15 protein-coding genes are annotated in these 13008 nt (G+C 73.4%); 1 reads left to right on the plus strand and 14 read right to left on the minus strand.

Going from position 1 to position 13008, the window contains the following annotated elements:
- Positions 1-106: 106 nt before the first annotated feature.
- The 4 genes from ADY59_RS34160 to ADY59_RS34170 form a co-directional block, all read right to left on the minus strand.
- Positions 107-1153 (minus strand): serine/threonine-protein kinase, encoded by a 1047-nt coding sequence (locus ADY59_RS34160; protein ID WP_049571193.1) that lies wholly within the window; start codon positions 1151-1153, stop codon positions 107-109.
- 208 nt (positions 1154-1361) lie between these two features.
- A complete protein-coding gene (locus tag ADY59_RS34165) occupies positions 1362-2651 on the minus strand; it encodes a dicarboxylate/amino acid:cation symporter (RefSeq protein ID WP_049571196.1) in 1290 nt (429 codons plus the stop codon).
- Positions 2652-2711: 60 nt separating this feature from the next.
- The gene (locus tag ADY59_RS54135) at positions 2712-2864 is read right to left on the minus strand and encodes a putative leader peptide (protein WP_442937767.1); all 153 of its coding nucleotides are present in this window, start codon (positions 2862-2864) and stop codon (positions 2712-2714) included.
- Between the two features lie 6 nt (positions 2865-2870).
- A complete protein-coding gene (locus tag ADY59_RS34170) occupies positions 2871-3911 on the minus strand; it encodes an LLM class F420-dependent oxidoreductase (RefSeq protein ID WP_049571200.1) in 1041 nt (346 codons plus the stop codon).
- A gap of 81 nt (positions 3912-3992) precedes the next feature.
- Here ADY59_RS34170 and ADY59_RS34175 point away from each other — a divergent pair, with 81 nt between their 5' ends.
- Entirely contained in the window at positions 3993-4883 is an 891-nt protein-coding gene (locus ADY59_RS34175) for an endonuclease/exonuclease/phosphatase family protein (protein ID WP_049571203.1), read from the plus strand.
- Here ADY59_RS34175 and ADY59_RS34180 read toward each other — a convergent pair.
- The 10 genes from ADY59_RS34180 to ribD are packed head-to-tail and all read right to left on the minus strand — an operon-like array spanning position 4866 to position 13002.
- Positions 4866-5426 (minus strand): nucleotidyltransferase family protein, encoded by a 561-nt coding sequence (locus ADY59_RS34180; protein WP_049571206.1) that lies wholly within the window; start codon positions 5424-5426, stop codon positions 4866-4868. The two genes, ADY59_RS34175 and ADY59_RS34180, sit on opposite strands and share 18 nt — an antisense overlap.
- Entirely contained in the window at positions 5423-6517 is a 1095-nt protein-coding gene (locus ADY59_RS34185; RefSeq protein ID WP_049571208.1) for an XdhC family protein, read from the minus strand. The genes ADY59_RS34180 and ADY59_RS34185 overlap by 4 nt, the downstream gene beginning before the upstream one ends.
- Entirely contained in the window at positions 6510-7577 is a 1068-nt protein-coding gene (locus tag ADY59_RS34190; protein ID WP_049571212.1) for a vWA domain-containing protein, read from the minus strand. Before ADY59_RS34190 ends, ADY59_RS34185 begins: the two co-directional genes overlap by 8 nt.
- A complete protein-coding gene (locus ADY59_RS34195; RefSeq protein ID WP_049571215.1) occupies positions 7570-8460 on the minus strand; it encodes an AAA family ATPase in 891 nt (296 codons plus the stop codon). The genes ADY59_RS34190 and ADY59_RS34195 overlap by 8 nt, the downstream gene beginning before the upstream one ends.
- A gap of 18 nt (positions 8461-8478) precedes the next feature.
- Entirely contained in the window at positions 8479-8931 is a 453-nt protein-coding gene (locus tag ADY59_RS34200; protein WP_049571219.1) for a PH domain-containing protein, read from the minus strand.
- A gap of 19 nt (positions 8932-8950) precedes the next feature.
- The gene (gene ribH / locus ADY59_RS34205) at positions 8951-9421 is read right to left on the minus strand and encodes a 6,7-dimethyl-8-ribityllumazine synthase (protein ID WP_049571223.1); all 471 of its coding nucleotides are present in this window, start codon (positions 9419-9421) and stop codon (positions 8951-8953) included.
- Positions 9418-10635: a bifunctional 3,4-dihydroxy-2-butanone-4-phosphate synthase/GTP cyclohydrolase II gene (locus ADY59_RS34210; RefSeq protein ID WP_049571226.1), complete on the minus strand. Its 1218-nt coding sequence runs from the start codon at positions 10633-10635 to the stop codon at positions 9418-9420. Before ADY59_RS34210 ends, ribH begins: the two co-directional genes overlap by 4 nt.
- Positions 10632-11294, minus strand: coding sequence for a nicotinamide mononucleotide transporter family protein (locus ADY59_RS34215; RefSeq protein WP_049571230.1), 663 nt, complete (start codon positions 11292-11294; stop codon positions 10632-10634). The genes ADY59_RS34210 and ADY59_RS34215 overlap by 4 nt, the downstream gene beginning before the upstream one ends.
- Positions 11291-11881 (minus strand): riboflavin synthase, encoded by a 591-nt coding sequence (locus tag ADY59_RS34220; RefSeq protein WP_049571233.1) that lies wholly within the window; start codon positions 11879-11881, stop codon positions 11291-11293. The genes ADY59_RS34215 and ADY59_RS34220 overlap by 4 nt, the downstream gene beginning before the upstream one ends.
- On the minus strand, positions 11881-13002 hold the full coding sequence (gene ribD, locus ADY59_RS34225) for a bifunctional diaminohydroxyphosphoribosylaminopyrimidine deaminase/5-amino-6-(5-phosphoribosylamino)uracil reductase RibD (protein ID WP_231619026.1): 1122 nt from the start codon (positions 13000-13002) through the stop codon (positions 11881-11883). The genes ADY59_RS34220 and ribD overlap by 1 nt, the downstream gene beginning before the upstream one ends.
- Between the last annotated feature and the right edge of the window lie 6 nt (positions 13003-13008).

Raw genomic sequence — 13008 nt, forward strand, 5'->3', positions numbered from 1 at the left:
GTCGGCCCCGTTCTCCGTGATCATCAGCTCCAGGCCCGGGTACTCCCGGGTCAGCCGGTCGAGCAGCAGCGTGAGGCGGCCGGGCACGGCGGCCAGCCCATGGCGGTCACGGCGGTGGGCACGGGGCAGAACAGGATGCCGTCGCTGCCCGGGGGGGCGGGGGCGGCGGGGTCGCCGGGGCCGACGGGGTCGTCTCGGCGACGGGCTCCTCGTTCCCGGAGGCGCCCCAGACGATCATGGCGACGGTCACCGCCACGATCGCGGCCACGGCCACGCCGAACTGGATGAACAGCCGCCGGTTCCCGCCCCCGCCCGGCGGCGGCGCGAGCTCGGCGGCGTCGAAGACCGCGGTGTCGCCGGCCTGCGGAGCCGGGGCCTGGAGCGGCGGCTGGAGCTGGGGCGACGGCACGGTGGCGCGCGGCCGGGCCACGGCGGCCAGCGCCCGGCGCAGCGACTCCCCGCTCCCGGGCCGCTGGGCGGGGTCCGCGGCCAGCATGGACATCACCAGCCGGTCCAGCTCGGCGGGCACCCCCGGCCGCAGCGCACCCGGGGGCTGCCCGGCGGGCCGCTGCCCGGTGAGCAGCTCGTAGCAGACCACGCCGAGCGCGTACAGGTCCGCGGGCGGCCCGGCGTCCGCCTCGGGCGCCCGGTAGGGCTGGTCACCGTCGCCGGGGACCTCCTTCCCCAGACCGAACCCGACGACCTTCAGCACGCCGCTGCCGGCCTGCCGGAAGCTGTGCGGGCGGACGTGCCCGTGCACCACACCGGCCCGGTGCGCCGCGTCCAGCCCGGCCGCCGCCTGGCCGATCAGGTCGCACACCTCGACGACCTTCAGCGGCCCGCGCGCGGCCAGCTCCTCGTCCAGGCTGGGCCCGGTGAGGAACTCCATCACCAGGAACGGCGCCCCTTCGTGGTCGCCCACGTCGAGCACCATGGCCACGTTCGGGTGGATCACCCGGGCGACCGCCTGGGCGTGCTCGCGCAGCACCTGCCTGGTGGCCGCGCCCTTGGCCCTGGCGCCCAGCACCTTGACGGCGACGGTCCAGTCGGCGCGGGTGTCGTAACCGCGCCACAGTTCTCCCATCGGCCCACTGCCGATGAGCTCGTCAAGCCGGTACCGGCCGGCGACCAGGGACGGCGTCGCGTCGGACATATCTCCGCCAATACTCACAACTCACCACTGCATTTTCCGACCAACCATAGGCCCCACAGCCCACACCCGCCGCACATCCGCCCGCGGAGCGGGACAAGATCCGTGTTTCGCGGCGGGTCAGCGGGCGCGCGGCCCGGTGGCGGCAGTGTCCGGACGCAGGACCGCGAGCGGTCACGAGGAGATCATGACCGCTCGCGGCGGGCCGGGATCAGACGGTGGCCGGTTCCGGGGTGCGCAGCGGCGTCGCGGCGGGGGCGGCGGTGAGGGGCTGCGGCGGGGCGTTGAAGACCGCCTCGTCCAGGCGGCCCTCCGACCGGGCGACCAGCACCGGGACGACCATCTGCCCCGTCACGTTGGTGGCGGTGCGGATCATGTCCAGGATGGGGTCGATCGCCAGCAGCAGGCCGACGCCCTCCAGGGGCAGGCCGAGCGTGCTGAGGGTGAGGGTGAGCATCACGATGGCGCCCGTCAGCCCGGCGGTGGCGGCAGAGCCGACGACCGAGACGAACGCGATCAGCAGGTACTCGCCCAGCCCCAGCGGCACGCCGAACACCTGGGCCACGAAGATCGCCGCCAGCGCCGGGTAGACCGAGGCGCAGCCGTCCATCTTCGTGGTGGCGCCGAAGGGCACCGCGAAGGAGGCGTAGTCGGCGTCGACGCCGTTGCGCTCGACGGTGACGCGCTGGGTGAGCGGCAGGGTGCCGACGGAGGAGCGGGAGACGAACGCCAGCTCGATGGCGGGCCAGGCGTTGCGGAAGAACTTGACCGGGCTGACCTTGCCCCAGACGGCCAGCAGCGTCGGGTAGACGGCCAGCAGCACGATGAAGCAGCCGATATAGACGGCGGCGCTGAACTTGGCCAGCGGCGCCAGCAGGTCCCAGCCGTAGGTGGACACGGCCTTGCCGATGAGCCCGGCGGTGCCGATGGGCGCCAGCCGGATGACCCACCACAGGGCCTTCTGCACCAGCTCCAGCACCGAACGGCCGAGGTTGACGATCGGCTCGGCCTTCTCGCCCACGGCCAGCGCGGCCGCGCCCAGCACGACGCCGAGGAACACGATCTGCAGGACGTTGACCTCGGTGAAGGCGGTGACGACGTTCGTCGGCACGATGCCGGTGACGAAGTCGAGCCAGGAGCCCGCGTGCTCGGGGGCCTTGGCGGCGCCGGTGTCGAGGGTGACGCCCCGGCCCGGGTTGACGAGCAGGCCGAGGCCGATGGCGAAGGCCACGGAGACGGCGGCGGTGACGAGGAACCAGAGCAGCGTCTTGGACGCCAGCCGGGCCGCGCCGTTGACGTTGCGCAGGTTGGCCACGCTGACGAGCACGGCGGTGAACACCAGAGGCGGCACGGCGAGCTTGAGCAGCTGGACGAAGAGCGAGCCGACCTGGGTCAGCGTCTCGGCGAGCCAGGTGACGTCCCAAATCCTGGCGACGAACCCGAGGGCCACGCCGAGCACGAGGCCCAGCAGCAACTGCAGGGAAAAGCTGAATCTCTTCACGGAAAACAGAACTCCGGAGGTGGGAAGGGGTGTCTGGCGATCGAGCGCGGGGATGCGCGATCAGCGACAGAGAGAGCCCAGCACGCGGCACAGATCGATGTGCAGCCGCTCCACGAGCCGCACGATGATGACCGAAAACCTCACGGATGTCCCCAACAGGGGTTCATACGGGTTTATTCCGTGAAGAAGGGCCCATCTGGGCCCTTCTTTCACGAATTCTCAGCCGGCGATCTCCTTGACGGTCTCGATCAGCCGCACCCGCTCCTCGTGCGTGCGGCCCAGCGGGGCGACGTTGAGCGTCGTCACGCCCGACTCCTTCATCGCCGCCACCCGGTCGCGCACGAAGCCCTCGTCACCGATCAGCGACATCTTCTCCAGCAGCTCCTGCGGCACCAGCGCCGCCGCCTCGTCCTTCTTGCCGTCGAGGTAGAGGTCCTGGATCCGCTCGGCCTCCTTCTCGTAGCCGTAGCGCCGGGCCAGGTCGTTGTAGAAGTTCTTGCCCTTGGCGCCCATGCCGCCGATGTACAGGGCGGCCATCGGCCGGCCGAAGTCCAGCAGCCCGGCCACGTCGTCGCCGATCGCCAGCGACGCCTGCGCAATCACGTCCAGCTCGCCCAGCTCCGGGTCACGCCTGGCCTTCCCGGCGGCCAGCGAGGAACCCCACACGTCGGCGGCCTTCTCCGGCATGTAGAAGATCGGCTCCCAGCCCTCGGCGAGCTCGGCGGTCAGCTCGACGTTCTTGGGCCCGATGGCCGCCACCACGATCGGGATGCGGGACCGTACCGGATGGTTGATGAGCTTGAGCGGCTTGCCCAGGCCGGTGCCGCGGTCGGCGGGGAGCGGCAGCGTGTAGTGCTTGCCGTCGTACTGGACGCGCTCGCGCCGCCACACCTGGCGGCAGATCTCGATGACCTCACGCGTACGGCCCAGCGGCGCGGTGTAGGGGACGCCGTGGAAGCCCTCGATCACCTGCGGGCCGGAGGCGCCCAGGCCGAGCGTGAAGCGCCCGTCGGAGACGTAGTCCATGCCCGCGGCCGTCATCGCCAGCAGGGTCGGCGTGCGCGAGTAGATCGGCAGGATGCCGGAGGCGATCTGCAGCCGCTCGGTCCTGGCCGCGATGTAGCCCATCTGGCTGACCGCGTCGAAGCTGTAGGCCTCGGCCACGAAGACGATGTCGAGCCCGGCCTTCTCGTAGTCGGCCAGCTCGGCGACCGTCTCCTTGAAGCCGCCCGAGTAGTTCAGTGCCATCCCGATGCGCATGCCCGACTCCCCACCGACCGAATGATGTTCCGTTGCGATGGCGAAAGGCTATCGCAGCGGCGAGCCGCTAGCTTGGTCAGAATGTTGAAGAAGGGCGTCGTCGTCGTGTCGGCCGTGGTGGCCGCGGGCCTGGCCGGGCACCGGTTCATCCCGGTGCTGGGCGGGTTCACCCCGGTGCTGGAGAGCGTGCTGCCGTGGATCGGGCTGCTCGTGCCCGTGCTGCTGCTGGCCGCCTTCGCGACGCGGTCGGCGGCGGCCGCGGTGGCGGCCCTGGTGCCGGGGGTGGTGTGGGCGGCGATGTTCGGCTCGGCGCTGATGCGCACGCCGCCCGGCGGGCCGAGCGACCTGGCCGTCGGCACCGTCAACGTGGGGGTGCGCAACAACGCCTCGGGCGAGGCGGTGCGCGCCATCGCCGCCGACCTCGACCTGCTGGCCGCGCAGGAGCTCACGCCGGGCGGCCCGGCGGCCAAGCAGCTCAACAAGATGTTCAAGCACCGCTACCCGGTGAGCACGGTCGGCCTGTGGAGCCGCTACCCGATCGTCGACAAGCGCCCGCTGGACGTCGGCATGGGCTGGCCGCGCGCGCTGCGGGCGGTGGTGTCGACGCCGAAGGGCAAGGTCACCGTCTACGTGATGCACCTGGCCTCGGCCCGGCCCGGCCACACGGCCAGCCGCGACGCGTCGCTGACACAGGCGCGCAAGCTCGTCGACGCCGACAGGAGCGAGCGGATCCTGCTGCTCGGCGACCTCAACACCGCCACCACCGACCGGGGCATGCGCGGGCTGACGCCGCCGCTGACCGACGCGCAGGAGGTGGCGGGCGACGGCTTCGGGTTCACCTGGCCGGCCGAGTTCCCCATCACCAGGCCCGACCACATCCTGTTCCGCGGCATGACGGCGACCGAGGCGGGTGTCGCCCCGGCGACGGGCAGCGACCACCGGGCCGCTATCGCCTCACTCCGCCTCCAGTAGCCGCAGGTCCTCCGGCGTGTCGATGTCGGCCGGGTCGCCGGGGCAGGGCACCTCGGTGACCAGGCCGGGGTTCGCCTTCAGGAACGGCCTGGCGCCCACGTCGCCCCGGGCCAGGGCGGCCACCTCGGCGAAGTGCGGCCGGCCGATCAGCACCGGGTTGCGGCGCCGGCCCGCGTAGGTGGCGGCCGCGACGGGCGCGCCCGAGCCGATGAGCGCGCGCACCGCCTCGGGCCGCACGAACGGCTGGTCGACCAGCGCGATCACCACCGCCTCCGCCTCGGCGGGCAGCGCCGCCAGGCCGGTGCGCAGCGAGGACCCCATGCCGCTCGCCCAGTCGGGGTTGCGTACGGTGACCGCCCGGCGGACCTGCGGCGTGGCCGCGCCCAGCACGACGACGACCGGATGGCAGCCGCCCTCCTCCAGCAGCCGGACTCCCCGGTCGACCAGCCGCTCGCCGGCGAGCTCCAGCAGCGCCTTGGGCCGGCCGAGGCGGGCGCCCTGGCCGGCCGCGAGCAGCAGCCCGGCGACCTTCGTGTACGTCATGACGACGCCTCGTGGTGGATGCGGCCCTCGGTGTGGGTGAGCGGCCTGCCGGAGCCGCCCCAGCGCAGCTGGATGAGCTCGGCGGCGATCGACACGGCGGTCTCCTCGGGGGTGCGGGCGCCCAGGTCGAGGCCGATGGGCGAGCGCAGCCGGGCCAGCTCGGCCGCGCTCAGCCCGGCCTCGCGCAGCCGGGCCAGCCGGTCCTCGTGGGTGCGCCGCGAACCCATGGCGCCGACGTAGCCGGCCTCGGTGCGCAACGCCACCTCCAGCAGCGGCACGTCGAACTTGGGGTCGTGGGTGAGCACGCAGATCACGGTGCGCTCGTCCACCGGGACCGAGGCGAGGTAGTCGTGCGGCCACCTGACCACGACCGCGTCGGCCTCCGGGAAGCGCTTGGGGGTGGCGAAGACCGGCCGGGCGTCGCAGACGGTGACGTGATAGCCGAGGAACTTGCCCACCCGGGCGACGGCGGCGGCGAAGTCGATCGCGCCGAAGACCAGCATCCGCGGCGGCGGCGCGAAGGCGTGCACGAACACCGACAGGTCGTCCAGCCGCCGCTCCCCCGCGCCGCCGTAGTGCCGGATGGCGGTCAGGCCCTGGGCGAGCATGCCGCGCGCGTCGTCGTCCACGGCCTCGTCGAGCCGGCGCGGGCCGAGCGTGCCGGCCGAGCGGCCGGGCCAGATGATCCGGCGGGCGCCGATCCGGCCGGGGCCGGCCACGACCGTGGCGACGGCCACGGGCTCGTGCGCGGCGACGGACGCGGCGATCTCGCCCAGCTCCGGGAAGGTCTCCAGGGAGATCGGCTCGACGAGGATGTCGATGATGCCGCCGCAGGTGAGCCCGACGGCGAACGCGTCGTCGTCGCTGACCCCGTACCGCTGCAGGACGGGCGAGTCGGCCTCGGCGGCGAGCTCGAACACCGCGCCCTCGACGCACCCGCCGGAGACGCTGCCGACGACCTCGTCGCCGCGCACCGCCATGGCCGCCCCCGGCGGCCGGGGCGCGCTGCTGAACGTGCTCACCACCGTCGCGAGCCCGAACCGCAGCCCCGATTCCCACCAGCGCATGATCTCCGGCAGCACGTCACGCATGGGCGAGCCTTTCGCTGAGTGCCTCGTAGGCGGCCAGGCTGTGCCCGGCCACCAGGTCGTCCAGGTGGGGCAGGGCGGCCCGCATGCCCCCGGTCAGCGGCTGGTAGTCCTCATACCCCTTGTGCGGGTTGACCCAGATCACCCGGTGCGCCTGGCGGGCCAGGCGGGCCATCTGGGCGCCGAGCAGTGACGGGTCGCCGCGTTCCCACCCGTCGGAGGCGATGACCACGATGGCGCCGCGGGCGCTGCGCCGGGTCAGGAACTCGCGCAGCTCCTCCCCCAGCCGGGTGCCGCCGCTCCAGTCGGGGATGGCCCGCGACACCTGGTCGAGCGCGGTGCCGGGGTCGCGGTGGCGCAGCTCGGCGGTGACCTGGGTGAGCCGGGTGCCGATCGAGTAGACGGCGGTGGCCCGCGGCCCGGTGCGGACCAGGGCGTGCGCGAAACGCAGCAGCGTCTCGGCGTAGGGCGCCATGGAGCCGCTGACGTCCACGAACAGCACGACGCGGCGCGGCCGGGTGGTGTGCCTGCGCCGCAGCAGGCGGGCCACTTCGCCCTGCTTCAGCGCCTCGCGGACGGTGCGCCGCCGGTCCAGGCCGCCGCGGCGGGCGCTCTCGTGGCGGCGCGAGCGGCGGACCGGGCGCCGGCCGCTGAGCAGCGACAGCATCCGGTGCACCTCGGCGCGCTCGGCCTCGGTCAGGCGGGCCACGTCGCGGTGCCGCAGGACCTCGGTGCGGCTGGCGACGGCGGGCGCCGCCTCGCCGTCGCCGCGCCGCTCGCCGCTCTCCGCCGCGGTGTGGCGGGTGACGGAGGTGGTCGCGGCCCGGCTGACGGCCGCCCGGGCGCCGCCGAAGTACGCGGCGAAGCACCGGTCGTAGCGGGGCAGGTCGTCGGGTCCGGCGCAGAGCGTCAGCCGCCCGGCCCAGTAGACGTCGCCGGGCTCGGCCAGGTCGAGGTGGTCCAGGGCGCGCAGCATGGCCTGGGCCCGCTCCTGGTCGGCGGCCACCCCGGCGGCCCGCAGCGTGCGGGTGAAAGCGGTGATGGTGGCCGCCAGGTCATCCATGGGCCAGCAGCCCGTCGCCCAGGACGCGCTCGACGTCCTCGCGGTATTTCAGCGCCGCGCCGAGCGTGGCGGCGGCGCGGCCCGGGTCGAGCTCGCGGGCGCCGAGCGTGAGCAGCGCCTCGGTCCAGTCGAGCGTCTCGGCCACGCCTGGCGGCTTGACCAGGCCGGCGCCGCGCAGCCGCCCGGCCGCGCGGGCCACCTGCGTGGCGAGCGTCTCGGTGCAGCCGGGCAGCCGGCGCAGCAGGATCGCCACCTCCCGGTCGAAGCCGGGGTGCTCCAGCCAGTGGTAGAGGCAGCGGCGCTTGAGCGCGTCGTGCACCTCGCGGGTGCGGTTGGAGGTGACCACGACGACGGGCGGGCTGTCGGCCCTGACGGTGCCCAGCTCGGGGATGGAGATGGTGAAGTCGGACAGCACCTCCAGCAGGAACGCCTCGAACTCGTCGTCGGCCCGGTCGATCTCGTCCACCAGCAGCACGCTCGGCTGCGTCTCGAGCGCCTTCAGCAGCGGCCGGGCGATGAGGAAGCGGCGGTCGTAGATCTCCCCTTCGAGCCGGGCGGCGTCGGCGACGCCGGCCGCCTCGGCGGTCTTGAGGTGCAGCAGCTGGCGGGCGAAGTCCCAGTCGTAGAGCGCCTGGGAGGCGTCGAGCCCCTCGTAGCACTGCAGGCGGATGAGCGGCGCCTTGAGCAGCGTGGCCAGGGTCTTGGCCAGCTCGGTCTTGCCGACGCCCGCCTCGCCTTCGAGGAACAGCGGCCGGCGCATCCGCAGCGCCAGGAAGGCGGCCGTGGCCAGGCCGTCGTCCGCCAGGTAGTCGTGCCGGTCGAGCAGCTCGGCGAGCTCGTCCGGCGACGTGAGGTCCTTGGGCCTGATAGTCCGGCGCAGCACGCCCTCAGGCTACGCCGATCAGTCTTCGCGCGCCTCGCCGCGTTCGTGGATGAGCGCAGCGAGCTCGGCGGTGGCGCGCTGGGCCAGCGCCTTCTCGGAGCCCTGGATGCCCATGGCGCCGATCGTGCGCCCGTCGGAGAAGTCGATCTTCGGCCAGGGCTCGCCGGGCAGCAGCGTCACGTCGATCACCTCGGGCCAGGTGTAGCGGTGCGAGCGCACCGCGTTGACCAGCGTGACGCCCTCGTCGTCGGCCTCCACCCGCACCCTGCCGAGCAGGTGGAGGACGAACGCCACCGCGCACCCGAACAGCACGATCGCGATCCGGTCGGGCAGCTTGAACGGATCGGCGATGAAGACCGCCATGACGACCGCCCCGATCACGACGAGCGTGGCGAATCCGTAGGCGACGATCCTGCCCCGGCGCGGGCGCCAGACGACGGGCAGCGGCGGAGGCGGCACGGGCTCAGGCACGAGGGAAACCTACCGCAGGTCAGTGGAGGCTCCGCAGGAGGAGTGCGGTCTCCAGCGCGGCGATCGCCGACTCGTACCCCTTGTCCTCCTTGCTGCCCGGCAGCCCGGAGCGGTCCACCGCCTGGTCGAGCGTCTCGCAGGTGAGCACGCCGTTGCCGACGGGGGTCCGCTCGTCGAGCGAGATCCGGGTCAGCCCCGCCGTGACCGAGTCGCAGACGTAGGCGAAGTGGGCCGTCTCGCCCCGGATGACCGCGCCGAGCGCCACGACGGCGTCGCAGCGCCGTGCCAGCGCCTGGGCGACGACGGGGATCTCCAGCGAGCCGGGCACCCGCACCACGGTGGCGACGGCGCCGGAGTCGTCGCAGGCCTGCACGGCCCTGGCGACGAGCTGGTCGGTGATCTTCGCGTGCCAGCTGGCCGCCACCACGCCGACGGTCAGTCCCGCCGCGTCGGGCACGGCTGCCGCCGCCGGGCGTCCGTCGCCGCTCATGATGCCTCCGAGATGTCGTGGCCGAGCCGGTCGCGCTTGGCCGTCAGGTAGCGCTCGTTGTGCGGGTTCATGGCCACCGGCATCGGCTCGCGGCCCAGCACCTTGATGCCGTAGCCGTCCATGCCGCGCAGCTTGGCCGGGTTGTTGGTGAGCAGCCGCACCGACTTCACGCCGAGGTCGGCGAGGATCTGCGCGGCGTTGGAGAACTCGCGCGAGTCGACGGGCAGCCCCAGCTCGACGTTGGCGTCCACGGTGTCGACGCCGCCGTCCTGCAGGCTGTAGGCCTTGAGCTTGGCCAGCAGCCCGATGCCGCGCCCCTCGTGCCCGCGCAGGTAGACGACGACGCCGCGGCCCTCCTCGGCGATGGCCGACATGGCGTTGCCGAGCTGAACGCCGCAGTCGCAGCGCAGTGAGCCGAACACGTCGCCGGTCAGGCACTCGGAGTGGGCGCGCACCAGCACGTTCTCGCCGTCGCCGAGCTCGCCGTAGACGAGCGCGACGTGCTCGCCGCCGTCGAGCGCGCTGGCGAACCCGAAGGCCCGCCACAGCCCGTACGTGTTCGGCAGGGTCGTCTCGGCGACCCGGGTGACCATGCTCTCGGTGCGCCGCCGGTGGTCGACGAGCTGCTCGATGGAGATGAGCGCCAGGTCGTGCTCGTCGGCGAAGACGCGCAGCTCGGGCAGCCTGGCCATGGTGCCGTCGTCGTTGACGACCTCGGCCAGCACGCCCGCCGGGCTCAGGCCGGCGAGCCTGGCCAGGTCGACGGCCGCCTCGGTGTGGCCGCGCCGGGCCAGCACGCCGCCCTCGTGGTAGCGCAGCGGGAAGATGTGGCCGGGCCTGACCAGCTCGTTCGGCTCGGTCGCGGAGTCGGCCAGGGTGCGGATGGTGCGGGCGCGGTCGGCGGCGGAGATGCCGGTGGTGACGCCGTCGCGGGCGTCGACGCTGATCGTGTACGCGGTCCGCAGCCGCTCGCGGTTCTGGAAGACCATGAGGGGCAGCCCGAGCCGGTCGAGCTCCTTGCCCTCCATCGGCACGCAGATGACGCCGCTGGTGTGGCGGATGGTGAAGGTCAGCAGCTCGGGGGTCGCCCGGGAGGCGGCGAAGATGATGTCGCCCTCGTTCTCCCGGTTCTCGTCGTCGACGACCACGACGGCCTTGCCCGCGCGGATGTCCTCGACGGCCCGTTCCACCGGGTCGAACCTGATGTCGCTCATGACGCCACCGCCAGTTCCCGACCGGCCGACAGCCGGTATTCACGCAGCCACCTGACGAACCCGATGATCACCAGCACGAAGAACACCCCGTAGACGGCGCCCGAGACGACCAGCCCCGAGCTGAAGGCCAGCGGCACGCCGACCAGGTCGACGGCCACCCAGACGATCCAGAAGTCGACCAGCGCCCTGCCCTGCGCCCAGGTGGCCACGGCGCTGCCGACGAAGATGTAGGCGTCGGCGGCGACCAGGAACGCGCCCTTGGGCAGCGGCTCGTGGGCGCCCCACGACAGCCCGGTCACGAAGAACAGCACCCCGACGACGACGGTGCCGGCCAGCATGACGGCGACGAGCGCGCTGCGCTCGCGGGCGGTGGCCGGGCGGACAGCGAGCTGCTTGCCGCCGTCGGTGCCGCGCCGCCATGCCCACCAGCCGTAGATCGCCAGCGCGCCGAACAGCGCCTGCTTGAGCGCGTTGCCGGTGATCCCCGCGTTGATCGAGGCGATGAGCAGCAGCACCGCGCCGGTGAGCTGCACCGGCCAGGTCCACATCGACCTGCGCATCGCCAGCAGGACGGTGGACAGCGCGGCGACGTTGCCGACCAGGTCCGTCCAGAGCACGTGTGTGCCGAACACGTCGAATCCGGCATCAGCCCAGTTCACTGCCTGACCACCAGCCTTTCCACATACTTCGCGATCACGTCGACCTCGATGTTCACCAGGTCGCCGACCTGGCGCTCGCCCATGGTCGTCAGCCGCAGCGTCGCCGGGATGAGGCTCACGCCGAAGCTTCCGTCGTCAACAGTCGTCACCGTGAGGCTGATTCCGTCGATGGCGATCGAGCCCTTCTCGGCCACGTAGCGGCTGAGCGGCTCCGGCAGCGAGAAGCGCAGGTCGTCCCAGTTGGTGCCGGGGCTCCTGGACAGCAGCGCGGCGGTGCCGTCGACGTGGCCCTGCACGATGTGGCCGCCGAGCCGCTGGTCGGCGCGGACCGCGCGTTCGAGGTTGACCGCCGAGCCCTCGGTGAGGACGCCCAGCGAGCTGCGGTCGAGCGATTCCTTGACCACGTCGACGGTGAAGACGTCGTCCTTGACGTCGACGACCGTCAGGCAGACGCCGTTGACGGCGATGCTGTCGCCGTGGCGGGCGTCGGAGGTGACGAGCGCGCCGCGCACGGTCAGCCTGGCGGCGTCGCCGGCCCGTTCCAGGGCGACGACCTCGCCCTTCTCCTCGATGATTCCGGTGAACATCACTTCTCCCTGCTGTTCTCTGCGAGCTGCGGCCGGGCGACGATCTTCAGGTCCGGCCCGATGCGGGAAATCTCGTCGAAGCTCATGCGGTGCGCCCGCGCGATCGTGGCCACCCCCGCCTCTCCCAGCGCCGGGGCCCCCGCTCCGAGCAGGGCCGGCGCCACGTACGCCACGACGCGGTCGGTGAGGCCCTGGGCGAGGAACGCTCCCGCCAGGGTGGGCCCGCCTTCCAGGAACACGCTGACGACGTCGCGCGCGGCGAGTTCCTTGAGCAGGGCCCGCAGGTCCAGCCCGGCGCCGTGGCGGGGCAGGGGCAGCAGGCCGGCACCCCGCGGGGTGGTCACGCCCTCGGCGACGGCGACGAGCGTCGGCGCCTCGTCGTCGAGGACCCGCGCGCCCGGCGGGGTGCGGCCGGAGGGGTCGACGACGACCCGCAGCGGGATCCGGCCCGGTGAGCCGTCGTCGGCGCGGACGGTGGGGCGCGCCGTCAGGCGGGGGTCGTCGGCCAGCACGGTGCCGACGCCCGCGACGATCGCGTCGCTGCGGGCGCGCATCCGGTGCACGTCGGCGCGCGCCTCAGGCGAGGTGATCCACTGGCTGGTGCCGTCGGCCGCGGCGGACCGCCCGTCGAGGGTGGCGGCGAACTTCCAGGTCACGTGCGGCCGGCCGAGCCGGGCGAAGGTCAGCCATTCGGCGTTGACCCGTTCGGCCTCGGCGGCCAGGAGCCCGGTCTCGACGGCGACCCCGGCGGCGCGCAGCCGCGCGGCCCCGCCGGCCGCGCGCGGGGTGGGGTCGGGCACGGCGACGACCACGCGGGCCAGCCCGGCCTCCAGCAGCGCACGGCTGCACGGCCCGGTCCGGCCGGTGTGGTCGCAGGGTTCCAGCGTCACGTACGCGGTGCCGCCCCGGGCCCGTCCGCCCGCCTCGCGCAGCGCCACGACCTCGGCGTGCGGGCCGCCCGCGTACGGATGGAATCCCTCGCCCGCGACGTGGCCGGAGGCGTCGAGCACGACGCATCCCACCACGGGGTTGGGGCTGGTGCGGCCGTGCCCGAGAGCGGCCAGCTCGATCGCGCGCGCCATGTGGACGGCGTCTACGCCGTCGTGGGCGGTGTGCTCCACCCCCGG

It is taken from the genome of Nonomuraea sp. SBT364 (assembly GCF_001083785.1).
Classification (GTDB): domain Bacteria; phylum Actinomycetota; class Actinomycetes; order Streptosporangiales; family Streptosporangiaceae; genus Nonomuraea.